Origin of the sequence: Rhodococcus sp. NPDC060090 (assembly GCF_042729855.1) — a bacterium.
In the GTDB taxonomy this organism is placed as follows: domain Bacteria; phylum Actinomycetota; class Actinomycetes; order Mycobacteriales; family Mycobacteriaceae; genus Rhodococcus.
This window is the reverse complement of record NZ_JBHWXB010000004.1, coordinates 79,574-102,647: the sequence shown is the minus strand read 5'-3', so window position 1 is coordinate 102,647 and position 23,074 is coordinate 79,574. Positions and strand designations below refer to the sequence as shown.

Below are 23,074 nucleotides of genomic sequence, written 5' to 3'. Positions count from 1 at the left end.
GATGCCGCTGCAACGTATTCTGGAATCCGCCGTTTGTGTAACCCGTTGCACGCACCCTTTATCATCGGAAGGGTCCGAGCGGACATTACTAGTTGGAGTGGGTGAGGCAGATGTCTGTTGTCACGCCGAAGACTCTGCGCCAGCAACTCCTCCAGGCCGCGGTCTTGGACAAGATCATACGAGAAGGTATCTCCGTTGACACCGAGCCGGTGCGTCGGAATTTGGAGACCACCCGCCGGCAGGTGGGTCGTAGTCCGTTGATGGATCGCTACCTGGATCGCTGGGAGAAGACCCTCCGCGACAACGACATAGACGGCATCCGTGTCATCGTCGAGAGCGACGATGACACCAGTCGGGAGATGCGCAATCTGTCGCCGCTGTCGGTGCTGCTCAGTGACGACGAACGCCACCGCGTCATCGTCGAGTTCGGAACCAAGCTCGAGGCCACTTCCCAGGGGTGAATCGAGACGAACTCGGGCGGCGCCTTTCTTTCCCGCGAAGCCGACACATGGGGTGAGTCATATGCCTACGCGGTACAAGAGACACGATTCCATCGTGCTGGGGTTGCCCTCTGCTGCGATCTTCCCCTCGGCTATCAACTCGATCAAGCGTCCACGCAAGACATAATCAGCTACTGGCCCTGACGGTGCCCTGCCCATAGTTTCAGCAATCACTCGACTCATCGGTGTCGGAAGAGTCGGCGTGTGTTGAAGCAACAGCCGATCGAAGTAGTCTTCCGGCACTGATGTCAGAGCGGAACCGGTCAGTACCCGAAACGGCGCGTTTTCGTGTTGAAGAATTCGCCAACGTTCGGCCAGTTCGGCGGACAGCGTGTCGTCCACCGGTACCTGACTGTCGATGAGCAACTCCAATTCCGATGGGCTCGTGGCGGCGACGTGCCCATGGTCGTTGCTTTCGGTGACGTCGATGAAGGACCACGGACGGCCCTCGGCGGCGCTCGCGAAATACAGCATGCTGCACATTTCTTCAGCGGATCTCCTGCCGAACCAGAACACCGTGGGGGTATCCAGGTCGATGAATCGTGGATCCCAACGACCGTAGGCAGGTAGCCACGCGATATGACGGGAGTGCTCCTCGCGCGCGGTGACATGACTGAACAGCCGGCCGGACGAGTGGCGGCGCAGTGACTGCGCATCGATCGGCCCGTGGCTGAGATCGTCGAGGTCGGCCAGAATCGTGCACTCGGCGCCGGCAGCGGACAGCGCCCTGTGCAGTGCAACCCCTGCGGTGAAGCTGGGCGCAATATGGATCGTCGCCATAAGCTCCGTCGTACCCGACTGTGTCGCAGCTGTCGACCCGGTCAGCCGAATTCGTCGACGCCGGCCGTGCGCACGCGACGCCACATGTCGGCCGGATGCACACCCTCACGGATTGCGTTGTTCTCGATGAGGATTCCCAGCATTTCCGTGCAGGTGTAGGCGAGGTCTTCGAGGGGGAGACCGCTGTAGCGCGCCGCCAGCCACCCCGAGGTGTTGCCGGCCTTCGCTGCCTGCGCCATGTCCAGAACAGCCTGGAACAGCTCGGAACTCGGTGATTCCTCGAGTTCGATCGCGGTGAGTTCTTGCGTCACCTTCGACGATCCTTCCTCACAGTCAGAAACCGATCCGCATGATCAGCTGCGGCGGGGTGGTCATTCCCAGTCGTGTACCGAGACGATCGGCGGAGTCTCCGATCCGGAGCGGGTGGGTGAGAACCGAGGCCGAGAGACGGGCATCGACGGCCGCCAGCCACGCACGCTCGGTGGCCATTCCGACCCGGACCAGATCGATCGGGTCGGTGGAAGGAGCGTTGAACAGCAGGACGGTTTCGCGGTCGATCGAGGCGGCAAGGGCCGAAGTGTCGGGTATGTCGGTGGTGATCATGGCCTTGCCCGCGGCGCCGCGCTCGTCCAGCGTGGCGTCCCAGCCCTCGACGACCTCGGCGTTACCTTCCGGCTGCCAATGCGATGTCCACGAGAACATCTCGCGCTGATAGTGAGGATTGCGACGTTTGGCCTCGGCGGAGTAGGTGAGCATGTCGGCGAGAGCCGGGGCCTCGTCGGACGCCAGTAGACGGATACCGACGCCAGGAACGTCGGCGCCTGCGGACACGACGTCGCCGATGGTCTCGGCGGGCACCGGGATGTCAGCGAAAGCGTCGCGGTGGCTCTTGCGATGTGAGATTGCAGCGTAGAGCCGTAGATCCGAGCTCGTGGGGACAGCCGGCCCGAGCGTCTCGATACGCGCGATGAGCGCGGGACGGTCGGGGTCCGGACACAGGTCGGTGCGGGTCTGCCTGCCGAGGACGCGCATCGCGAGCTCGAGGTGAGCCACGGCGGTACCGCACGAGATGAGCCGGTCCGGGCGTAGGGGATCGGCGCCCGGCTCGGCGAATTCGAGGCGTTCCTCGAGTTCCGCGGCGGAGCCGGGAAGCCGAAGATTCCACGGCTGCGTGTCGTGCACCGACGGCGCCTCGATGACGGCCCGCGCAATGATCTCCGTATCGCTGTGAGACCAGGTTTCGGAATCGACGGTCATCGCCACCCTCCCAATCCGGTCGTCACCGGGCTCGGACAGATATCCCGGTGTACTCCGAGCCTCTCTCACGGGTGCAGAAGGGCACAGGTGGCGAAGGTCCCGATCTTGACGTCGAACGGCCCTGTGGTGAATGGGGTCCGGGCGGGCTGAGACGATGGCACCATTACCAGCAGAACGAAAGGTGCGTGCGATGCCCCGCATATTTCTCGTCGACGACCACGAGATCGTCCGGCGTGGACTGGTGGACCTGCTCAGCAGCGTCCCTGACTTCACCGTCGTGGGTGAGGCCGCCTCGGTGGGGGAGGCGCTGGCCCGGGTCCCCGGTAGCGGCGCCGACGTCGCAGTGCTCGACGTTCGGCTTCCCGACGGCAACGGCGTCGAATTGTGTCGGGAGTTGCGTGCCCGGATGCCTGAGTTGCGCGCGCTGATGTTGACGTCGTACTCCGACGACGAGGCGCTGTTCGACGCAATCATGGCGGGTGCGTCGGGATTCGTTCTCAAGCAGATCCTCGGCACCGACCTCGTGTCGGCGGTCCGCACCGTGGGCGAGGGCGGCTCTCTGCTCGACAGCCGCGCCACCGCCGCCCTGATGAATCGGATCCGCGCGTCGCGGACCGCGGATCCGCTCGCGGAGCTGTCCGATCAGGAGAAGGCGGTGTTCGAGCTGATCGGCGAGGGCATGACCAATCGCGAGATCGCCGAGCGGCTGTTCCTCGCCGAGAAGACCGTGAAGAACTACGTATCGCGGTTGCTGGCCAAGCTCGGGATGCAGCGTCGGACCCAGGCCGCAGTTCTGGCGACCGAGCTGCGTAAGGGCAAGGAGCAGGGGCAGTCCTAGTATTGCTGAACTGCAGGGTGATTCAGATCGGAGCCCGCCACGACAACCGGGTGCCGCCGCTGTCGCCGGGGCCGATGAGGAATACACCTCCGCATTGTGCGGCCCGGCGTTCGAGGTTGGCCAGCCCGCTTCGTCGTGCGGTGGAGGGGAGCCCGGTGCCGTCGTCGAGGATCTCGATGCTGAAATCGTCCTCGGCGGTCACCGACACTGTGATGTTCTCGGATTGCGAGTGCCGCAGCGCATTGCTCAGGCCTTCGCGCAGCACGGCTTCGGCGTGAGGGTGGATGCGGTCGGGTACCAATGTGTCGATCGGGCCGATGAATTGGACATTGGGTGAGACGGACGAGTGGATGCTGAGGTCGCCGACGACGTCGAGTAGTCGCCGCCGGAGGCTGGTCCCCGCCGAGGCGCCCGTCGTGTGCAGGTCGAAAATGGTTGTGCGGATCTCGCGGACAGTCCGGTCGAGTTGTTCGACGGCGTGATGAACCACGTCGGTGACGCGCTCAGTGTCGGTTCCGGGACCCAGCACACTCTGCAGGCTCATTCCGGTTGCAAACAATCGTTGAATCACGTTGTCGTGCAAATCTTGTGCGATGCGATCTCGATCGGCGAGGACGTCGAGTAGTCTCTTCTTGCGTTGCTGTTCGGCGAATTCGAGTGCTACTGCTGCGAGGTTCGCCATCGAATCCAGCCGCGCGACGTCTTCCTCGTCCCACGGGTCGGATCCCTTCTCTCGGGTCGCGATCAGCACTCCCGTGATGGTTGAGGTGGCCGACAGTGGCAGCACAACGGCCTTGCCTGCGTCGCGGTCGCCGGCGGACGGCAAGCCCGCGAGCGTGTCGGTCAGCACCTCACGCCGCGTCTTCAGGGCGTGCAGCACAGGAGAATCGGTCAGATCGATGCGGACTCCGCGTGTAGGGGGGATGGGGGAGGCTGCGCGCACTGTGCCGTGTGCACCGTCGACGAGCACGACGAATGAGCCTGCTCCACGGGTGAGATCGCGTACGTGGCCGGTGAGCAGGTCGAGTGTTTCGTCGACCGAACCACCCACGAGGAGGCGCGCATTGATGGCGGCCATCGCGGCGAGCCAACGCTCGCGGGTCAACGCGCTCTCGAACAACCGGGCATTGTCGATAGCCATGCCCGCAGACTTCGCGAGCACCTCGAGAATGACGCCGTCTTCCTCGGTGAACTCCGTCGCGCCGAGCTTCTCGGTGAGGTAGATGCTCCCGAAGACCTTACCCCGCACCATGATCGGGGTTCCCAGGAAACTCTTCATCGGCGGATGATTCGGTGGGAACCCGATGGATGCCGGATGCTTCGACAGATCCGCCAGCCGCACCGGACGCGGATCGTTGATCAGTAATCCGAGAATGCCTCGGCCCTCGGGCAGATGCCCGAGATGACTGCGCTGCTCGGGGTTGATGCCCTCGTAGACGAATTCGGACAGCCCGCCGTCGGCGGCCCGGACACCGAGCGCCCCGTACCGTGCGCCCAGCAGTGAGATCGCACTCTGGACGATGCGCTGGAGCATCGAGTCCAGTTCGAGGCCGGATCCGACGACCAACACCGCCTCGAACAGATTGTGCAGCTTGGCGGAGGGCAGGCCACCGTCACCGGTGCCGTCGCGGAGATCGGTGAGCAGGGTATCGATGGCTGTTGTGATCGCGTCTCTCATCATGCGCTCTCCAGAATTTCCAGCATCGACGACACCGTGGCCTCGGACGGGTCGATCTTCGCGCGGCTCAGGTCGTGGCCTGCACCCGTCACCTCCACCAGTGCGGTCGGGGCCGGGATCAATGCCTGCGCTGCGCGCAGTTCGTCGAGCGTCCCGAAAGGATCGCTGGCGCCGCTGACGAATGTGGTGGGCACGGTGATGTCGGGCAGGTGTTCGGTGCGGGCCTTCTCCGGCTTGCCCGGGGGATGCAGCGGGTAGGACAGCAGCAGCAGTGCGTCGGCCGGCGCCGGTTGTTCCGCAACGAGCATCGACGTCTGCCTGCCGCCGTAGGAGACGCCGCCGAGGACGAGCGGGCCGGTGAAGCGTTCGCGCAGTGCTGCGGCGGCATCGGCCACGCCCGCGCGGTCCTGCCCGGCGCGGGACGGCTGCGGCGGACCCTTGGGATTGCGCCGACGGAACGGCAGGTCGTAGCGCAATGCGACGAAACCGTGTTCGGAGAACCGGTCGCACATCAGCTGCAGAATCTTCGCGTCGCAGTTGCCGCCGGCACCGTGGGCGAGCGCGATCGCGCCGCGAGGCTCACCATCGGGGACATGCAGGTGGCCGTGCACGGTGTCGGTGTCCAGCATTTCGACGCTCACACTCACACGGTAACCGGTGGTGGAAGCGCTCCCACCGAAGTCGACTATCCGGAGTGGACCCGGGGGCCGAGCAGCGTCGTCCACAGATGGCGGAGCATCGCGACGAAGACGAGCACCCACACCGCCACCGCAATCCACAGTTCGGCCGCACCGACTGCGCCGACGAGTGGCAGGTCGTCGGCCTGGCCGAGATAGATCCCCGCGACGGCGTACATGCCGAGTGGGAACACGATGGACCACAGCGACGAGTCGTAGGTCAACGGCACCCGGTGGATGCGGTGGCGCCACCAGCCCGCCGCGATCAGCGGGGGGAACAGCCACGTGGCGAATGCCCAGATCACCACGGCGAGGCCGGCGATCAATCCACGGGTGGCATCGACCATGGGTGCGTCGTTCATCTCGACGATCCGCGCACCGGCCACCACGGTGATCGAACAGGCACCCATCGCAACCCAGTACGGTGCGGTCAGGTCGGTGGGGCGCAGCGGATACTGCAGCATCCGTGCGCCGACGAATATCCCGGCCGCGGCGTACAGGAACAGACCCACTGCCCAGGCGAAGACCGCGACCGCAGCCAGCAGCCGGTTCAGGTCCTGGTAGACGGGCTGCAACGTGGCTGCGGCGATGGCCACCGATTCGCTGGCCACCACCCAGATGAACCAGGTGCCGTTGGCCTTGGCGAGCACGGGGCGCTGCGTGGTGCCGAGAACCGCGGTCCACGGAATGACATATCCGAGGACCAGCCAGGTCAGTGCGGCGACGACGAGCAGCACTGCGGCGGTCGAATGCCAGCCCTGCATCATCAGGCGCACACCCAGCACGTTGCTGCCTGCGATGAAGGTGAAGAACCCGAACGCCCGCGACGAATCGGCCATGTCCGCGCGCAGGGCACTTCGGAACGACACGAGTCGCCAGGTCGAGAACACCACCAGTACTGCGAAGGCGACGGCCGCGACGATCAGCAGGGCCAGCGAGGCGACGTCGAATCCGCGGAGATGGAGGCCGATCGAGATGATCCCGCTGGACATGACGAGAGCGAAGTAACCGGGTGCGAGCGACCGGACCGCCGCGCTCGAGCGGGTCGAGAAGTCCACGTCGGGGACCTTACTTCAGCAACCGCGACATCCTGCGGTCGGCGAGGATCCTCCCGCCGGTCTGGCAGGTGGGGCAGTACTGGAAGGACCGTTCGGAGTACGACACCTCGCGGACGGTGTCGCCGCAGATCGGGCACGGCAGCCCTGTCCGGGCATGCACGCGCAACCCCGAGCGTTTCTCCCCTTTCAGCCGGGCGGCGTCCTGGCCCACCGACCTGTCGACGGCGTCGATGAGGACCGAGCGCATCGCGTCGTAGAGCACAGCGACCTGTTCGCCGGTAAGGCGCGACGCGGTGGCGAAGGGTGACAACCGGGCGACATGCAGGATCTCGTCGGAGTACGCATTGCCGATCCCGGCGAGCACCGACTGGTCGACGAGAAGAGTCTTCAGCCGTGCAGTACTGCCTGCGAGCAGTGCGCCGAACTCGTCGGCGGTCACGGCGAGGGCATCCGGCCCGAGCCGCGCGATACCCCGGACGTGGGCCGGGTCGCGGACGACCCAGACCGCCAGGCGTTTCTTGGTGCCGGCCTCGGTGAGATCGAACGCGGGGGTGGAGGCGTCGGGGCGGAACAGGTGCACGCGCAGCGCGAGCGGCCCCTTGCCGAGCTTCGGTGGTGCCTGCGACGGCTCGCCCCGCCACCGCAGCCACCCGGCCCGCGACAGGTGAGTGATCAGCGACAGGTCACCGCAGTCGACGGAGAGGAACTTGCCGAACCGGCGGGCGCCGGTGACATCGTGGCCTTGCAGAGCGGTGATCGGGGGATCGGCGGTCTGCAACACGCTGAGCGCCGCGACGTCGATGCGACCCACCACCGACCCGAGCGCGTGTTCTCGCAGGAACACGGCGAGTGCTTCCACTTCGGGGAGCTCCGGCATGCGGTAAGGCTACTTCGTAGAGCTCCGCCTAGACTGCTGTTCGTGACTGTCCCGACGCCGTACGAAGATCTGTTGCGCCTGGTCCTGGACACCGGGACGCCGAAGTCCGACCGCACCGGCACCGGCACACGCAGCCTGTTCGGACACCAGATGCGCTTCGACCTCGCGCAGGGCTTCCCTTTGATCACGACGAAGAAGGTCCACCTCAAGTCGATCGTGTACGAGTTGCTGTGGTTCCTTCGCGGCGACTCGAACGTGAAGTGGCTGCAGGAACACGGAGTGACGATCTGGGACGAGTGGGCATCCGAGGAGGGTGAACTCGGACCCGTCTACGGCGTTCAGTGGCGCTCGTGGCCGACACCCGACGGGCAGCACATCGACCAGATCTCCGGCGTCATCGACACGATCCGGAACAACCCCGATTCGCGTCGCATGATCGTCTCGGCGTGGAACGTCGCGGACCTCGACGACATGGCGCTCATGCCGTGCCACGCGTTCTTCCAGTTCTACGTCGCCGACGGCAAGCTCAGCTGCCAGCTGTACCAGCGCAGCGCCGACATGTTCCTCGGCGTGCCGTTCAACATCGCCAGCTACGCGCTGCTCACCCACATGGTGGCGCAGCAGACCGGGCTCGAGGTGGGCGAGTTCATCTGGACCGGCGGCGACTGCCACATCTACGACAACCACATCGAGCAGGTCACCGAGCAGCTCACCCGCGAGGCATACCCGTATCCGACGTTGAAGCTGGCGCAGCGCGACTCGATCTTCGACTACCGCTTCGACGATGTCGAGATCGTCGACTATCGGCATCACCCCGCGATCAAGGCACCGGTGGCGGTGTGAGCGACCACGTCACGCTGATCTGGGCGCAGGCCCACGGTGGTGTGATCGGTCGCGACGGCGCGATCCCGTGGCACATCCCCGAAGACATGGCGTTCTTCAAGAACGCGACGATGGGCCTGCCCGTCGTGATGGGTCGCCTCACCTGGGACTCGTTGCCGGAACGATTCCGGCCGCTGCCCGGTCGCCGGAACGTCGTGATCACCCGCAATCCCGAGTGGGCGGCCGACGGTGCTGTCACCGCGTCGAGCGTCGACGAGGCGCTGAAGACGGTCGACGGTGAGGTCGTCGTGATGGGCGGTGGCCAGATCTACGCGCAGGCCATGGAACATGCGACGCATTTGCTCGTCACGGAGGTCGATCTCGAGGTCGACGGCGACGCGGTCGCGCCGGCGATCGGGCCGGAGTGGACCCCTGCAGACACAGGCGAATGGACGACGTCGACGTCCGGAACGCGATTCCGCTGGATCAGGTACATCCGAAGCTGAGTGTCGCGTCTTCCGGTGCGCCATACTGCGAACCATGGACAAGCTCTCGCTCACCGCACTGGCCCGCCAGCAACTGAAACTCGCCGCCACGTCGAGCAGCGGACGCAGCTCGCACACCGTCTTCGGTGGGCACGCCAAGAGCCTGCGGCAGACCGTCGTCGCATTGCAGGCCGGCCGCGAACTGCGCGAGCACGACAGCCCGGGCGAGGCGACCCTGCAGGTCCTCAGCGGTCAACTCCAGCTGATCGCGGGAGAGGATTCGTGGAAGGGGTCGTCGGGAGATCTGTTGATCATCCCGGCCGCGCGACACAGCGTCGAAGCACTCGAGGATGTTGTCTTCATCCTCACCGTGTCCATGTGAGCGCGGTGTCCATGTGAGTGCAGTGTCCGTGTGAGAAACAGTGGCTACCCGAGAGCGGTGTCTACCCGAGTGCGGCGGCGTAGCCCCGGTAGCCCTCCCACGCGAGCCGACGTTCGCTTCGAGGATCGTGCTCGACGCGGGTCGGCACGTCGAACACCACCGTCGCGCGGTCGGTCTCGTCGTAGCGCGGCCACGACGGCAAGGGCTCGCCGTGCTTCGCGAACTGTAACCACTGCCGCTGCACCGATGCGGAGACCGCCCGCAGATCGCGACGCCCACCTGCCGAGGTCAGGAGCTTCCCCAGCAGTTCATCTGCTTGTCCGAACACGGCGAACAATTCGACTGCGTGCGTGGCGTCGAAGCCCGTCCACCGCAGCAGGCGGGGAGCGAAATCGTAGCGGTAGGTGAACGTCGGTGCATGCCGGGCGTGGGCCTGCGCGATCTGCACCGACGGATACCAGAAGGTGGTGTCGCCGCCGAGGTCGATGGCGGCGCGTTCCGAGGGATAACCGGGATACGCGGCAGTGACACGAGCGTGCGCGTCGGGATCGGTGCCCGCGAACATCTTGTCGATTCGCTGCGGGTTGGTGGGAAGCGCGTCGAGGAACCGCGGAAACAGCGCGCCCTCGCGGTCGTTGGTGCCGATGATCAGGGGAACCGCGTGTGCGGTGCCCTTCTCGTACGCCTCGAGCGGAAAAACCGGCAGGTAGTCGCCGTCGACGACCGGACCGAACGGATGCAGCCCCGGCGTCGAACGCAGGACCGACGCGCCGACGCGAGAGCCCGTACGACCCAGTTCGGCCGGTGTTGCGTCCGACAGTGCCTTCGCTGCGGAGTCTGTGTCGGCGCCGAGCAGCTCGATGAAGCGTCGACCCCATTCGCGGCTGCGGTCGACGGTGTTCACCAGTCCCGGCGCGGGGCTCTGCGCGATGGCCCGCGCGAACAGTCCCCGCGCGGCAGGGGTCGCGAGGAGGGTGGTGACCGACGTGCCGCCCGCGGACTCACCGAAGATGGTCACGTTGCCGGGGTCTCCGCCGAACGCGGCGATGTTGCGCTGAACCCATTCGAGCGCGGCCACCTGGTCGCGCAGGCCGAGGTTGGAAGCGAAAGGCCCCGATGCGTCGGAGAATTCGGAGAAGTCGAGGTAGCCGAGCGCACCGAGACGGTAGTTGAGTGAGACGTACACGATGTCGCCGCCGCGCACGAGGGATTCGCCGCCGTAGAGCGACAACGCGCTGGTGCCCATGGTGAAGGCGCCGCCGTGGATGAACATCATCACCGGCCGTGGCGCGTGGACGTTGCCCGTCGGGGCGAGCACGTTGAGTGTCAGGCAGTCCTCGCCGGCGGTGACCCGGGTGCCTGCGCCTGTCACGAGGCCGCGCGGATGTTGGCTCGCGGCGTTCCCGAAGCGTGTCGCATCGAGGACACCCGGCCACGGCTCCACGGGTTGCGGCGCGCGCAGTCGCAGCGGACCGACCGGAGGCGCGGCGTAGGGGATGCCCCGCCACGCGAGGAGGTCGCCGCTGCGGACTCCGCGGACGGTGCCATCCGGGGTTGTGACGAGCGTCTCGGACATGATCTCCGCACTCTACGTGACGGCCTGTCTCAGCGGGGGTCGGTGGAGGACGCACATGTCCGGTAATGCCCGGTTTTCCCGGGTCCGATAATGTCGCGTCCGATGCAGGAGAGGAGGCGTTGGTGACAGGGACCCGGACCACGCAGCCTGCGCACTCCACTGCAACGACGAGCGGTTCTGCGGTTGTCGACGTGGATGTGCTGGTAGAGGCGTCGGTGAAGGTGCTGCGCGCCTACGGCCGCAACGCCACGGCCGACCTCGCCCTGGCCAAATCGAAGGCGTCTGTGCAGCGTCGCACCGTCGTCGTGGTCGGTGAGGTGCAGCGCGGTAAGAGCGCGCTCGTCAACGCGCTCGTCGGGGAACTCGATGCGTCGCCGTCCGCGGTCGAAACCACGACGTCCGCAGCGGTGCGGTTCGTTCCGCCCGACGATCGGCACCCACCGGGATCCGCTGAACTGCTGTACGCCGATCGGAGCGTGCCGATCGCCCGCGCCGAACTCCCGGACTGGATCACGAGCACCGGTGCGCGCGTCTCCGATCCCACGATCGAGGACCTGCCGACCGGCGCGGTCGTCGCGATCGCGCGGCCGGTGCTCGGCGGTGCTGTCGTCGTGGACACCCCGGGTTCCGGGGGGCTCGTCGCCTCTCACACGGCGCTCGCGACCCAGTCGGCACGCCAGGCCTCCGTTCTGGTGATGGTGTGTGACGCCTCCACACCCCTGACCGAACCCGAGATGAATTTCCTGCGCGATGCGTCCGCGTCGGTGGAATCGGTGGTCGTCGCAGTCACCAAGACCGACAAGAACCTGCGACGGTGGCGTCCGATCGTGGCCGAGGACCGCATGTTGATCGAACGTCACCTGCAGCGGCAGATACCGGTGCTGGGCGTGTCGAGCCTGCGTGCCGGACTCGCCGCGCAGATGCCACCCGGTCCTGCGAGGGATCGAGCCGAACGTGCGTCGGGCATCATCGAACTGCGCGAGCAGATCGATGTCCTGCTCGACGAGAGAGCCGAACTGCCCCAGGCGGATACGCTTCGCACCCTCCTCGAGGGGCTTCGTCGCGTCGATGAACGGGTTGCCTCGGATATCGCGGTCGTCGAAGACAGCGCCACCGCCACCGCCGATCTCACCGCGGAACGCGATCGTCTGCAGGACCTGAAGAATCGGTCGCAGCAGTGGGAGCAGTACCTCGCTCGTGATCTGACGCTGGCCCGCCAGGCCGCGCTGACCCATCTCGACGGGGAACTCGACCGGATCAGACAGCAGTGGACCACTCGGGTCAACAAGTCGTCGCTCGAGGTGATGCGGCGCAGCGCACAGAGTTTCACCGCCGACATGCAGACCGATCTGCTCGCGGCAATGGAATCGGCGGCACAGGTGTTCCTCGAACGCCTCGAAGCGATCGTTGCGGAACTGTTCGGCCCGAATTCACCGCAGTGGTCGGAGATCCGCGAACTCGTGTGGGCTGGGATGCAGACGGGCACCATCAGCGCGGGAGAGGTCGGCTCGAAGCGTCAGGGACTGCTCGACCCGAGTGTGCTGACGATGGGCATGATCGGCACATCGATGCTCGGCGCGGTCATCGGTGTCGGTGCCGTGGCCGGAGTGGTGTGGGTGGCTGTCAATCTCGGTTACAAGGCGATGCGGACGGGAAAGACCAACCTGCTCAACTGGTTGCGTGAGACCTTGGCCGCGACCCGCACCAGCAGTTCACGCATGCTCGAGTCTGCGCTGTCGGTGGGGCGGCCGGAGATAGTGCTGCGCCACCGCGACGACCTCAAGGCCCGGATCGACGATCTGCAGAGCCAGTTGAAGGAAGCGCAGGAAGCGGCCCGGCTCGACACCGCGACCCGAGAGAAGACCCTCGAGCGGCTGGCGAAGAACCGGAAGATCGTGCAGAACCGGATCGACGCGATCGAGAAGCTGCTTGCGGGGTCCCAGGCTTCGGGGACACTGAGTTCAGGGCTACAGAGTTGATGTATCAGGGCGGGGGCTCCCCGCGAAGCAACGACCCGGTGCACGCTCGAATCGAGTCGGCATTGCATTCCCTCGCGAATCTGGGCGGCGACCTTCCGTCGCACGCGTCGCGGATCGGGGCGATCCTGTTCTCGCCGCCGCGCATCGTCGTCGTCGGTCGTCTCAAGGCAGGTAAGTCGACGCTGGTCAATGCGCTGATCGGTGCGCCGCTGGCGGAGACGGCCGCGCTGGAGGCGACCAACGTCGTCACCGTCTACAGCAACGGGGCGCCGTCGCGCGCCGAGGTGGTCAAGCTCGACGGCAGCGTCGTCCCACAGCCCCTGAGTTTCGGGGGCACGGTCGAACCGGCCTTCCCGCCCACCGACATCGCCTATGTGCAGCGGTTTCTGCCGTCCCAGTCGCTGTCGGAGATCACCCTCATCGACACGCCGGGGCTTGCGACATTGACGGTCGACAACGCTGCCATGACGCGGCGCGCGTTGATCGACGGATACGAACAGACCCGCACGGCATCGGTGGATGCCGACGCGGCGATCTTCCTGTTCGATTCCGCACCGCGCGCGGACGAGGTCGACTTCCTGCACCAGCTCGGCTTCACCCCGCTGACGACGCTCGGGGTGCTCTCGCGCGCCGACGGATTCGGTGAGGGAGCGTTGGGCCGACGCGATCCGCTCGGCCACGCCGCCGAACATGCCGCGGTGCTGGCCGGCCAGTTGCCCGGACTCGTCGGCTCGGTGATTCCCGTCGCGGGACTGCTGGCGGAGACCAGCCACACGGGCCGGCTCACCGAGACCGATGCACGGGCGTTGCGTTCGTTGGCGGGTCCGCCCGGTGCGGAGTTGTTCGACATCATCGATGTCGGCGACCCGATGCCGGTGGATGCACCGACCGTCGAGCGACTGCTCGACCTCGTCGGCGAGTACGGGCTCGTGCACGGACGGCAGGTGGCCACCGGTGGTGCGCACGCGCTGGGGGCCTGGCTGACCGAACGGTCGGGTATCGGCCGTCTCCGCGAGGTGCTGCACACTTCGCTGCGCGAATACGCGGTGCTGCAACGTGCCGGTCGGATCCTGCAGGAGATCGACTCGCTCGCCTACAGTCATCCCGCGCGGGAGCACATCCGGTCGATCGCATTCGGGCTGGAGAACGATCCTGCGTTGACTCCGGTGCTGTTGCTGCGGGCGTTGCGGGCGCTGTTGCGCGCGGATCCGTCGGCGCCGCTGGTCGCGGAGTTGGCCGACCTGTTGCGTGGTCGGACGTTCGCAGAGCGGTTGCGGATGCCCGCGTCGGCCCCCCCGGGTGCGATCCGCGACGCGGCGGCGCAGCGGCTCGCGGCCGTTCAGCAACGCACGTTGACCGCGTCCACCGCTGCCGAGGATGCGGCCCTGACGGTGCTCACCCGGGCCTATACCACCATCTGGCGGACCCACGGTTGATAACAGAATCGTATAGGGCATGATGTCGGACGAAACGGTGTGTTCGTAGAGGGGGTTCGTTGTCCGGCTGGATTCTGTCGATCGATTTCGGTGCATCGAATACTGTTGCTGCGCACACTAATCCGGTGCGCGGGACGGTCGAGTCGCTGGTTGTCGACGATGCGGTCCGGCCCCTCGAAGTTGTGTACGAGCGGACTCTCACCGCACATCACGGGCAACGTCCGAAGGTCGTGGTCCTGACTCATCCGGATTCCTGGTCGGAGCAGCAGGTACGGACGCTCGCCGACGCCGCGGCGCGGGCGGGAATCGATGCGCGCACGATCATGACGGTTTCCGAGGCTCGGGCAACGGTGGAGTACTGCACCCAGGGCAGGACGCTCCGGCGCGGGACGGTCCTCGCGGTGTGCGACGTCGGGGGTACCTCACTCGATACGGCCGTCGTCGTCGTGACCGACACCGGCGGGTTCGATGTGGTCGAGGCCCGAGGCGACGGCACCCTCGGTGGACGTACCCTCGACGCTGCCGTCCGCAGATGGGCCGAGGAGGTCTTCACCACGCGCGACCCCGGGTTCGCCACGCAGCTGAAACAGGCGCCGCTGGGCGTGCACCGCGAGTTCGACGAGCAGGCGCGGCGCGCCAAGGAATCGTTGACCGACGAGCACACGGCCACGATCGTCGTCACGCTGGACGGCTGCGACCACACCGTGACGCTCACCCGTGAGGACTTCGATGCGGCAATCACGCCGCACATCGACCGCGTGGTCGAGACGATGTGGGGCACATTGACCGATGCCGGATACGGGGTGGAGGAACTCGGCGTCCTCTGCACCACCGGAGGCTCGGCGCGGATCCCACTGCTGACCAGAAGATTGGCGCACCTCGGGTCTCTCGCCACACCGAACAATCCCGCAGTGGTGGCAGAGGGTGCACTGATCGTGGCCGAGAACAGCAGACGGAGTCTGCGTGCCCGCGCGATCGGCTGGATTCGACCCGTGGGGATCGCGGTGGCAGGCGCTCTGGTCGTGGCCGGTGTGGCCCTCGCCGCGGTGCGCGGGCTTCCGGAGAACTCCGCTGCTCACGGGACCGGAACGACCCCGTCGACCGCTCAGCCGACGGTGGTTGCCGAGCACTGGTCGTAGTTCTCGTTCCGACCGATCGTCGTCACTCGGGAACATTTGCGGTTGCCGTGGCATCTCATTGTTGTCAGCACGGTGAGCAGCGAGAAACGAGGACATGATGGCGCAGAATCCTTACGGTGTCGGACCCGGATCCACGTCGGAGCAGGGACCGATCGCGAACCCCGCACTCGGCGACGGCGCGGTCGACCGTGACGGCAACGGGGTGGCCGACACCCTGTATGTCGACCTCGACGGCGACGGCCGCATCGATGGCGCACTGTTCGATCACAACGAGGACGGCGTGATCGACGAAGGCAATTTCGACATGGATGGCGACGGTATCGTCGACACGGTGATGATCGACGTCGACGGCGACGGCGTGGCCGACGTCATGGGTGTCGACTACGACCAGGACGGCTATGCCGACGAGGTCTACACACTCGAACCCGACACCGGATCGGCAGGGTCGCCCGACTCGACCGACCTGATGTGACCGACTCCGGGAAGGTGATGCGATGAACGACTCGGACGTCTCTCTGTGGGAGGCCTTGGGGCTGTCTCCCGACAGTGTCCTCGAACCGGTACCCGATGATCTGTGGGAGGCCGCTGTGGGAGCGGCGGTCGACCCGGACGCGGCGGTCGTCGCCTCCGAACTCGTACCCGAGCCGGTATCCGAGCTCGATGACGGCGACGGCATCATTCAGGACGACGGTGTGTCCCCGTGGGATGAGGACACCTCCGACATGTACGACGACCTCGACATCGACCTGGGTAATTCCGGCTCCGATGGACCGGACGAGCTCGACCAGGGATGGTGAACACCGGCCGAGGTCGAAGGCGGTACTCTACCGCCACGACGTGGGGGAGTAGATGAATGACGACGAGCTGATCGAGCGGTGCCGCGCCGGCGACACTGCAGCGTTCGGTGAGCTGGTGGGCGCCTATCGAACCAGGACCTGGGCGGTGTGCCTCCAGATCACCGGAAACAGGCACGATGCCGAGGACGCGCTCCAGGACGCATTGACGGCGGCCTGGCAGAACCTCGACAAGTTCCGGGGCGCCGCGAAGTTCAGTACGTGGCTGCATCGCATCGCAGCGAATGCGGCCCTGGCCACCGTGCGTCGGCGTCGGGAGGTCACGGTTGACGAGATCGACCTCGGTGCAAGCTCCGAACCTTCGGTCGCCGATCGCGTCGTCGATGTCGACGCCGTGCGCCGCGCGCTCGCAGAGCTGCCCGACGAGTACCGCTCCGCGGTCGTGCTCCGTGAATACGCGCAGCTCAGCTATGCCGAAATCGCCGAACATCAAGGAATTCCGGTGCAGACCGTCAAGAGCCGCATCAATCGTGCGCGCACACGTCTGGTGGAGGCACTGGCCCCGACGGCCTGACTCTCACCAGTGCACAGGCTCGAGACCTCGCGCGACGAGTTCGTCGTCGAGGCACCGGCGCAACGTCGCTCCGTCGGGGAATGCGTCCTCGTCCAGCGCGACCAGTGCGAGCGAATAGATGTTGCGGTTGCGGCTGAGGTACGACGACAGTTTTGTCGGTGTCGACACCTCCAGCTTCTCGAGACCAGGGTGCATGGCGCGCATGGCGACACCACCGCTGCGATGCGGACCGAACGTGTCGAGCAGTGGCGGCGTGCGGCCGATGTTCGAGCACAGCAGATCGCGTTCTCCTGCCCCGCGGGCCAGGCGCGCGGCCACCCGGTCGGGCATCAGCTGGAGGATCTCCTCCGGAATCCCGTACGGAGCACCTTCGGGCGGGGTGCGATAGGCCGCCGAGGCCTTGGTGCGCAATGTGGCAGGTGTGTCGCCGTCGTCGGCGACGACCTCCGTCATCGTCACCCCGTTCGACATCGTGGCGGTGTCACGTTTGTCGATCGGTACCGCGATGCGCAGCGGCAGCATGATCCCTGCGCGTCGGGCGATGCCGGTGGTGAGCGAGAGGAACAGTGAGTTGGGGGTTCCGCCTGCGGTATTCGCCGCATCGTCCCATGCGGCGGCATCGACATCGACAAGTGCGGTGCGGGCCTTGGACCGCACCGGTCGCGACGGTGGGGTCGGTGGAGAGGCCGGGGCGCTGCCGAGTGGGCGTCCGAAGCGGACGTTGCGCAGTCCCTTGGCGACCCGGCCGGTGAGCCTCAGGGCGTCGCGGAGATCGGAGTCGTGGGCGTCGGACGCTCTGTCGTTCTCGGTGGCGTCGATCTTCCCGGCAAGGGCATCGGCCACTGCTTCGATCAGTCCGCGAGCGTCGGTGAGGACGTGCGAGCACACGAGCGACACGACGGTGCCGCCGTCTGCGGTGGGTGCGGCGCCGAGCGCCCAGCCCGGTGCGCGCACGGGGTCGAGGTCGATCTCCGCTTGGGTATCGGCCCAGCCGAGGATCTCGCCTTCGCCGAGAGCATCGTGGGTGTAGCGCAAGGGGTACGTCACGGTGGTGGGTTCGAAGCGGGGGCGGGCGCCGGGCACCTTCGAGCGCACCACCCGCCGACCCAACGGGCCGTGCGACAACGCGTCGTGCAGCGAGATGAGCAGGGGTGCTCCTACGTGGTCGTCGGTGCGCCACAGACCTTGCATCACCGACGGCAGACCGAGCCCTCGGTGCCGGTGGAGAAACAGTTCGTCCACCACGGTGAGGCGATCGGTTTTATGGCCGACGTTGTCCTCGACGGTCCGGTCGTTGCGACGATTCACAAATACGACGGTATCTCCGACTCGCTATCCAGGCATCGAATCCCTTGACCCAAGTGATGAAGCAAGGTTCAATTCTTGGTGTGGCCTACCGCCGAACACCTGCAGTGCAGCAACGACTCGACGCGCAACGCGATTCGATCGCATCCGCGGCGGTCGCACTGCTGACCGAACACGGGTACCAGGGGCTGTCCATCGCGGCCGTCGCGGAACAGGCCGGGGTTGCCACCGGCACCGTCTACCGGCATTTCACCGACAAATCCGATCTCATGATCCGAGTGTTCCGTGAGCAGTGCCGCCGCGAGGTCGACGCAGTCGAGGCCGTCGCCTCCGCGGGTTCGGCCGCCGAGCGTGTCGTGCGGGTCGTCGAGACGTTCGCTTCCCGCGCATTGCGGAAACCCACCCTCGCCTACGCGCTGCTCGCCGAACCCGTCGACGCTGCTGTCGACGCCGAGCGCCTCGTCTTCCGTCGCGCATTCGCCGGCGCCTTCGCCGACGCGATCCGTCACGGCGTGACCACCGGCGAGCTTCCCCCGCAGGATCCGGAGCTCGTGGCCGCTGCCCTTGTCGGGGCAGTCGGCGAAGTCCTCACCGGCCCGCTCCGGGCCGGCGTCACGTCCACCACCACCGTCCCCGATCTCGTCACCCTCGCCCTGCGGGCATCGGGCGCAGGCCCGATCCCGCCGCACCGGCACGAAGGAGCGCAACCATGACTTTCCCTGCCACCCACGACGTGTTCAATCAGGCCCCCGACCTGGTGCCGTACCAGGCGGCCGACGACCTGCCCCTGCTCGAAGGACTTCACCGGGAGGGCGCGGCATGGGCCGAGGACGAGGTCCGTGAGCTCGGCGCGCTCGCCGGGAGTGCCGAGGCGCAGACCTGGGGCAGGCTCGCCGACGAGCACCCGCCGGTGCTGCACACCCACGACCGGTACGGAAACCGGATCGACGAGGTCGAATTCCATCCGCACTGGCACGATCTGATGACCGTCGCCGTCGAGCACGGCCTGCACGGCGCACCCTGGCGCGACCCCCGCCCCGGCGCGCACGTCGCCCGCGCCGCCAAGTTCTACGTGTGGGGGCACGCCGACGCCGGGCACATGTGCCCGATCTCTATGACCTACGCCGCGATCCCTGCACTGCGGCACAACCCCGAGCTCGCCGCACTCTACGAACCACTCCTCGCTGCCCCCCACTACGACTTCGGCCTGCGCGAACCGTCGTCCAAGCGCGGTCTCATCGCGGGCATGTCCATGACCGAGAAACAGGGCGGCTCCGACGTCCGCGCCAACACCACGACCGCGACCCCCAACGCCGACGGCACCCACACGATCGTCGGGCACAAATGGTTCACCTCGGCGCCGATGTCCGACCTGTTCCTGACCCTGGCGAATACCGAGACCGGTTCGTCGTGTTTTCTGCTGCCACGCGTGCTGCCGGACGGCAGCCGCAACCGCATACATATCCAGCGTCTCAAGGACAAGCTCGGCAACAAGTCCAACGCGTCGTCCGAGATCGAATACCAGGGCGCAACCGGTTGGCTCGTCGGGGAGGAGGGCCGCGGCGTCAGCACGATCATCGAGATGGTCAACATGACCAGGCTCGACTGCGTGATCGGTTCGTCGACCGGCATGCGGGCGGCGACGCTGCGCGCCGTGCACCATGCACGTCACCGCAAGGCGTTCGGTGCGCTGCTCATCGACCAGCCGCTCATGCGCAACGTCCTCGCCGACCTCGTCGTCGAATCCGAGGCGGCGACCACCGTGATGATGCGGCTCGCCGGAGCGACCGACCGCGCGGCCAGTGACGACCAGGAAGCGGCGATGCGCCGGATCGCGCTTGCGGTCACCAAGTACTGGGTGTGCAAACGCGCCCCCGCGCACAGCGCCGAAGCACTCGAATGCCTCGGTGGCAACGGCTACGTCGAGGACTCGGGCATGCCGCGGTTGTATCGGGAGGCACCGCTCATGTCCATCTGGGAGGGCTCGGGCAACGTCGCTGCACTCGACGCACTTCGCGCGATGGTCAAACAACCCGACAGCGTCGAAGCGTTCTTCTCCGAGGTCCGACTGGCGCAGGGCGCCGACAGCCGACTCGACGACGCGATCTCCCGCGTCGGAAAGGAACTCGCCGACTTCGAGAACATCGAATACCGCGCCCGACGCATCGTCGAACTCATGGCGCTGGTGCTGCAGGGCGCCCAGTTGGTCCGGCACGGTCATCCGGCGGTGGCCGACGCGTTCTGCGCGAGCCGACTCGATTCCGACTGGGGAATCGCACTGGGCACTCTGCCCACAGGAGTCGACACCGCGGGCATACTGTCTCGAATCTGACGACTGCTGAATTCAATTTCGGGGCCTGACCGGCGCGAATATTCGAGGCATACTGGAAACCAACGTCCCAGAAACGATTGCGGGTGGTGCCCGTCATGATCAGCAGCACACAGTGGCGGGGGTGGGGGGAAGACGTCGCGTTGGCCGTCACCGAGTGCGCGGCACTCGGTGAAGCCGAAGAGCTCGTGCGGTCGGTGATCGAAGAATCCGCGGCCGCATGCGACCTGCAACGCGGCGACGCGGAGATCCACGCCGTGAACCTCGCGCAGGGCACACCGGTGCGCGTGAGCCCCAGGCTGGCAGCACTCCTGCGGTCGGCGCTGTGGGCCGCGCGGATGACCGACGGCGCGGTCGATCCCGTTGCGGGCGACGACGCGATGCTCGACGAGAAGTCGGTGCCTCCGATCCATCCGATTCCGCGCTATCTCGACGTGCAGCTCGACGACGACACGGTCCTCGCACCGTGGGGCGCGAGCCTCGACATCACCGCCACCGCGCACGCCGACGTCGCCGACAGGGCGGCGACGCTCGTCGCGACCGTCCTCGAATGCGGGGTCCTGGTGCAGATGGGGGAGACGATCGCGACAGCAGGACACTGCCCGGCGGGCGGGTGGCAGGTGTCGCTGCCCGACCACGGGATCGTCGAGCTCCCGACAGGTGCCGCGATGAGTTCGCGGGCAACGGCCGGTGACGAGGAGTTGTGGAGCACGGTCACCGTCATGGCAGCGGATGCGGTGTGGGCGGACGCCGCTGCGGCGACGGCCCTGCACCGGGGAATCGGGGCGCTGTCCTGGCTCGAACAGTACGAACTCCCGGGTCGGCTCATCGATTCGAGGGGGCGGATCCACACGACGCCGACCTGGTCGGATCCGCGCGCGGCCTGATACGCGTCACTCTTCGCGCATCCGGTGGTACGTCCGGATGAGTGCGTCGGTGGAGGTGTCGCCGGTTGCGGGTTCGTCGCCGCCGGACAATGCCGGCTGCAGTGCTGTGGCCTGGACCTTTCCCAGCTCCACGCCCCACTGATCGAACGAATCGATACCCCACACCACACCCTGTACGAACACCTGGTGCTCGTACAACGCGATCAGCTGACCGAGGGTGGACGGCGACAGTTGCGGCGCGAGGATCGTCGTCGAGGGCCGATTGCCGGGCATCACCTTGTGCGGCACGAGCACATCCGCGGTGCCCTCGGCGCGGATCTGCTCCGCAGACTTCCCGAACGCCAGCACCTTCGACTGCGCCAGCATGTTCGCCATCAGGATCGCGTGCATCGATCCGTTGCCGTCGAGGCCGGGTAGGTCGTCGAGTGCCCGTGCGAACCCGATGAAATCGGCGGGCACCAGATGCGTGCCCTGATGCAACAACTGATAGAACGCGTGCTGCCCGTTCGTGCCCGGCTCACCCCAGAAGATCTCACCGGTCGCGCATTCGACGGCAGACCCGTCGACCCGTACCGACTTGCCGTTCGACTCCATCGTCAGCTGCTGCAGATACGCCGGAAACCGCACCAGATCATTGGCATACGGCAACACCGCCCGCGACTCCGCGCCGAGGAAACTCGTGTACCACAGGCCCAGTATCCCGAGCAGAACCGGCGCGTTCTCTTCCAGCGGTGCCGTGCGGAAATGAGTGTCCATCGTGTGGAAACCCGCCAGGAATTCCCCGAACCGCTCTCGGCCGATCGCGCACATCACCGCCAGCCCGATCGCCGAATCCACCGAGTAGCGGCCACCCACCCAATCCCAGAATCCGAACATGTTCGCCGGATCGATCCCGAACTCGGCGACCCGTTCGCGATGCGTCGAAACCGCGACGAAATGCGATGCGACCGCGTCGTCTCCGAGCGCGGCGATCAACCATCGTCGCGCGGCTGTCGCGTTCGAGAGGGTTTCGAGTGTCGAGAAGGTCTTCGACGCCACCACGAACAGCGTCGACGCGGGGTCGAGTCCGGTGAGCCGCGCTCTCAGATCCGCCGGATCCACATTCGACACGAACCGCACCTCGGGGCCGTCGGCATAGTGCCGCATCGCGCGGGTGACCATCACCGGCCCCAGATCGGAGCCGCCGATTCCGATGTTGACGACCGTCGAAATCCGTTCACCGGTGGCGCCGCGCCACTGACCCGAACGCACGCGATCGGTGAACGCACCCATTGCGTCGAGCACCTCGTGGACCTGCGCGACCACGTCCTCGCCGTCGACCACCAGCGACGACCCGCGGGGCAGCCGCAGGGCGGTGTGCAGGACCGAGCGGTCCTCGGTCACGTTGATCCGCTCGCCGGCGAACATCGCGTCGCGGCGGTCCTCGATCTGTGCGGCCCGCGCGAGATCGAGCAGCAACTCGAGGGTTCGGTCGGTGATCCGATGCTTGCTGTAGTCGATCGCCAGATCACCCGCGGAGGTGTGCATCCGGATGGCACGCTGAGGGTCCTGCTCGAAGAGGTCCCGCAGATGTATCGACTCGACCTCCGTCCGGTGCGCGGCGAGTTGCTGCCATTCGACGGTGGACGTGATGTCGATCATGCGAGAAGACTAACTCTCACCTGCGGTTACCGCCGGGTTGATGACGAACGGTGTCCTATC

Annotated in this window: 24 protein-coding genes; 14 read left to right on the top strand and 10 right to left on the bottom strand. The window is 66.5% G+C overall.

Annotated elements, in window-relative coordinates:
- The first annotated feature begins 110 nt into the window (after positions 1 to 110).
- A complete protein-coding gene (locus tag ACFWCF_RS06980) occupies positions 111 to 461 on the top strand; it encodes a hypothetical protein (protein WP_378558893.1) in 351 nt (116 codons plus the stop codon).
- A gap of 57 nt (positions 462 to 518) precedes the next feature.
- Here the strand turns inward: ACFWCF_RS06980 and ACFWCF_RS06975 are convergent, their stop codons facing one another.
- From ACFWCF_RS06975 to ACFWCF_RS06965, 3 genes are read right to left on the bottom strand one after another with little or no spacing between them, the layout of a single operon-like run.
- Entirely contained in the window at positions 519 to 1,280 is a 762-nt protein-coding gene (locus ACFWCF_RS06975) for a DUF3658 domain-containing protein (protein WP_378558890.1), read from the bottom strand.
- A 41-nt stretch (positions 1,281 to 1,321) separates the two neighbouring features.
- Positions 1,322 to 1,591 carry a hypothetical protein gene (locus ACFWCF_RS06970; protein WP_378558887.1) on the bottom strand — a complete coding sequence of 90 codons (270 nt, stop codon included), beginning with the start codon at positions 1,589 to 1,591 and terminating at the stop codon, positions 1,322 to 1,324.
- 22 nt (positions 1,592 to 1,613) lie between these two features.
- Positions 1,614 to 2,537 carry a hypothetical protein gene (locus ACFWCF_RS06965; RefSeq protein ID WP_378558884.1) on the bottom strand — a complete coding sequence of 308 codons (924 nt, stop codon included), beginning with the start codon at positions 2,535 to 2,537 and terminating at the stop codon, positions 1,614 to 1,616.
- A gap of 190 nt (positions 2,538 to 2,727) precedes the next feature.
- Here ACFWCF_RS06965 and ACFWCF_RS06960 point away from each other — a divergent pair, with 190 nt between their 5' ends.
- Positions 2,728 to 3,375 (top strand): response regulator, encoded by a 648-nt coding sequence (locus ACFWCF_RS06960; protein WP_378558881.1) that lies wholly within the window; start codon positions 2,728 to 2,730, stop codon positions 3,373 to 3,375.
- Between the two features lie 22 nt (positions 3,376 to 3,397).
- Here ACFWCF_RS06960 and ACFWCF_RS06955 read toward each other — a convergent pair whose 3' ends face one another.
- The 4 genes from ACFWCF_RS06955 to ACFWCF_RS06940 are packed head-to-tail and all read right to left on the bottom strand — an operon-like array spanning position 3,398 to position 7,665.
- On the bottom strand, positions 3,398 to 5,053 hold the full coding sequence (locus tag ACFWCF_RS06955; RefSeq protein ID WP_378559417.1) for a GAF domain-containing sensor histidine kinase: 1,656 nt from the start codon (positions 5,051 to 5,053) through the stop codon (positions 3,398 to 3,400).
- A complete protein-coding gene (locus ACFWCF_RS06950; protein ID WP_378558878.1) occupies positions 5,053 to 5,694 on the bottom strand; it encodes an alpha/beta family hydrolase in 642 nt (213 codons plus the stop codon). The genes ACFWCF_RS06955 and ACFWCF_RS06950 overlap by 1 nt, the downstream gene beginning before the upstream one ends.
- A gap of 44 nt (positions 5,695 to 5,738) precedes the next feature.
- Entirely contained in the window at positions 5,739 to 6,788 is a 1,050-nt protein-coding gene (locus ACFWCF_RS06945) for a tellurite resistance/C4-dicarboxylate transporter family protein (protein WP_378558875.1), read from the bottom strand.
- A gap of 10 nt (positions 6,789 to 6,798) precedes the next feature.
- Positions 6,799 to 7,665, bottom strand: a complete 867-nt coding sequence (locus tag ACFWCF_RS06940; RefSeq protein WP_378489280.1) for an Fpg/Nei family DNA glycosylase — start codon at positions 7,663 to 7,665, stop codon at positions 6,799 to 6,801.
- A 42-nt stretch (positions 7,666 to 7,707) separates the two neighbouring features.
- On the opposite strand from ACFWCF_RS06940, the gene ACFWCF_RS06935 reads away from it, so the two are divergent.
- From ACFWCF_RS06935 to ACFWCF_RS06925, 3 genes are read left to right on the top strand one after another with little or no spacing between them, the layout of a single operon-like run.
- Positions 7,708 to 8,508: a thymidylate synthase gene (locus ACFWCF_RS06935; RefSeq protein WP_378489281.1), complete on the top strand. Its 801-nt coding sequence runs from the start codon at positions 7,708 to 7,710 to the stop codon at positions 8,506 to 8,508.
- Positions 8,505 to 8,993, top strand: coding sequence for a dihydrofolate reductase (locus tag ACFWCF_RS06930; RefSeq protein WP_378558872.1), 489 nt, complete (start codon positions 8,505 to 8,507; stop codon positions 8,991 to 8,993). Before ACFWCF_RS06935 ends, ACFWCF_RS06930 begins: the two co-directional genes overlap by 4 nt.
- A 34-nt stretch (positions 8,994 to 9,027) precedes the next feature.
- A complete protein-coding gene (locus tag ACFWCF_RS06925; RefSeq protein ID WP_378489283.1) occupies positions 9,028 to 9,354 on the top strand; it encodes a cupin domain-containing protein in 327 nt (108 codons plus the stop codon).
- Between the two features lie 61 nt (positions 9,355 to 9,415).
- Here ACFWCF_RS06925 and ACFWCF_RS06920 read toward each other — a convergent pair whose 3' ends face one another.
- The gene (locus ACFWCF_RS06920) at positions 9,416 to 10,933 is read right to left on the bottom strand and encodes a carboxylesterase/lipase family protein (protein ID WP_378559414.1); all 1,518 of its coding nucleotides are present in this window, start codon (positions 10,931 to 10,933) and stop codon (positions 9,416 to 9,418) included.
- 119 nt (positions 10,934 to 11,052) lie between these two features.
- Here ACFWCF_RS06920 and ACFWCF_RS06915 point away from each other — a divergent pair, with 119 nt between their 5' ends.
- From ACFWCF_RS06915 to ACFWCF_RS06890, 6 genes are all read left to right on the top strand, one after another.
- Positions 11,053 to 12,909: a dynamin family protein gene (locus tag ACFWCF_RS06915; RefSeq protein ID WP_378558869.1), complete on the top strand. Its 1,857-nt coding sequence runs from the start codon at positions 11,053 to 11,055 to the stop codon at positions 12,907 to 12,909.
- Between the two features lie 38 nt (positions 12,910 to 12,947).
- Positions 12,948 to 14,345 carry a GTPase gene (locus ACFWCF_RS06910; protein ID WP_378558866.1) on the top strand — a complete coding sequence of 466 codons (1,398 nt, stop codon included), beginning with the start codon at positions 12,948 to 12,950 and terminating at the stop codon, positions 14,343 to 14,345.
- 125 nt (positions 14,346 to 14,470) lie between these two features.
- A complete protein-coding gene (locus ACFWCF_RS06905) occupies positions 14,471 to 15,484 on the top strand; it encodes an Hsp70 family protein (protein ID WP_378558864.1) in 1,014 nt (337 codons plus the stop codon).
- 97 nt (positions 15,485 to 15,581) lie between these two features.
- Entirely contained in the window at positions 15,582 to 15,956 is a 375-nt protein-coding gene (locus ACFWCF_RS06900) for a hypothetical protein (protein WP_378489287.1), read from the top strand.
- A gap of 22 nt (positions 15,957 to 15,978) precedes the next feature.
- Positions 15,979 to 16,281 (top strand): hypothetical protein, encoded by a 303-nt coding sequence (locus tag ACFWCF_RS06895; protein WP_378489288.1) that lies wholly within the window; start codon positions 15,979 to 15,981, stop codon positions 16,279 to 16,281.
- A gap of 52 nt (positions 16,282 to 16,333) precedes the next feature.
- On the top strand, positions 16,334 to 16,852 hold the full coding sequence (locus ACFWCF_RS06890) for an RNA polymerase sigma factor (RefSeq protein ID WP_378489289.1): 519 nt from the start codon (positions 16,334 to 16,336) through the stop codon (positions 16,850 to 16,852).
- A 3-nt stretch (positions 16,853 to 16,855) separates the two neighbouring features.
- On the opposite strand, the gene ACFWCF_RS06885 is transcribed toward ACFWCF_RS06890, so the two are convergent.
- The gene (locus tag ACFWCF_RS06885) at positions 16,856 to 18,160 is read right to left on the bottom strand and encodes a hypothetical protein (RefSeq protein ID WP_378558861.1); all 1,305 of its coding nucleotides are present in this window, start codon (positions 18,158 to 18,160) and stop codon (positions 16,856 to 16,858) included.
- Positions 18,161 to 18,240: 80 nt separating this feature from the next.
- Between ACFWCF_RS06885 and ACFWCF_RS06880 the strand changes: the two genes are divergently transcribed.
- From ACFWCF_RS06880 to ACFWCF_RS06870, 3 genes are all read left to right on the top strand, one after another.
- Positions 18,241 to 18,870, top strand: a complete 630-nt coding sequence (locus ACFWCF_RS06880; RefSeq protein ID WP_378558858.1) for a TetR/AcrR family transcriptional regulator — start codon at positions 18,241 to 18,243, stop codon at positions 18,868 to 18,870.
- Complete coding sequence (locus ACFWCF_RS06875) at positions 18,867 to 20,489, top strand: acyl-CoA dehydrogenase family protein (protein ID WP_378558856.1); 1,623 nt, start codon at positions 18,867 to 18,869, stop codon at positions 20,487 to 20,489. The genes ACFWCF_RS06880 and ACFWCF_RS06875 overlap by 4 nt, the downstream gene beginning before the upstream one ends.
- Before the next feature lie 95 nt (positions 20,490 to 20,584).
- Complete coding sequence (locus ACFWCF_RS06870; protein WP_378558853.1) at positions 20,585 to 21,373, top strand: FAD:protein FMN transferase; 789 nt, start codon at positions 20,585 to 20,587, stop codon at positions 21,371 to 21,373.
- Between the two features lie 6 nt (positions 21,374 to 21,379).
- Here the strand turns inward: ACFWCF_RS06870 and pgi are convergent, their stop codons facing one another.
- Positions 21,380 to 23,014, bottom strand: a complete 1,635-nt coding sequence (gene pgi, locus ACFWCF_RS06865) for a glucose-6-phosphate isomerase (protein WP_378558850.1) — start codon at positions 23,012 to 23,014, stop codon at positions 21,380 to 21,382.
- Positions 23,015 to 23,074: the final 60 nt, after the last annotated feature.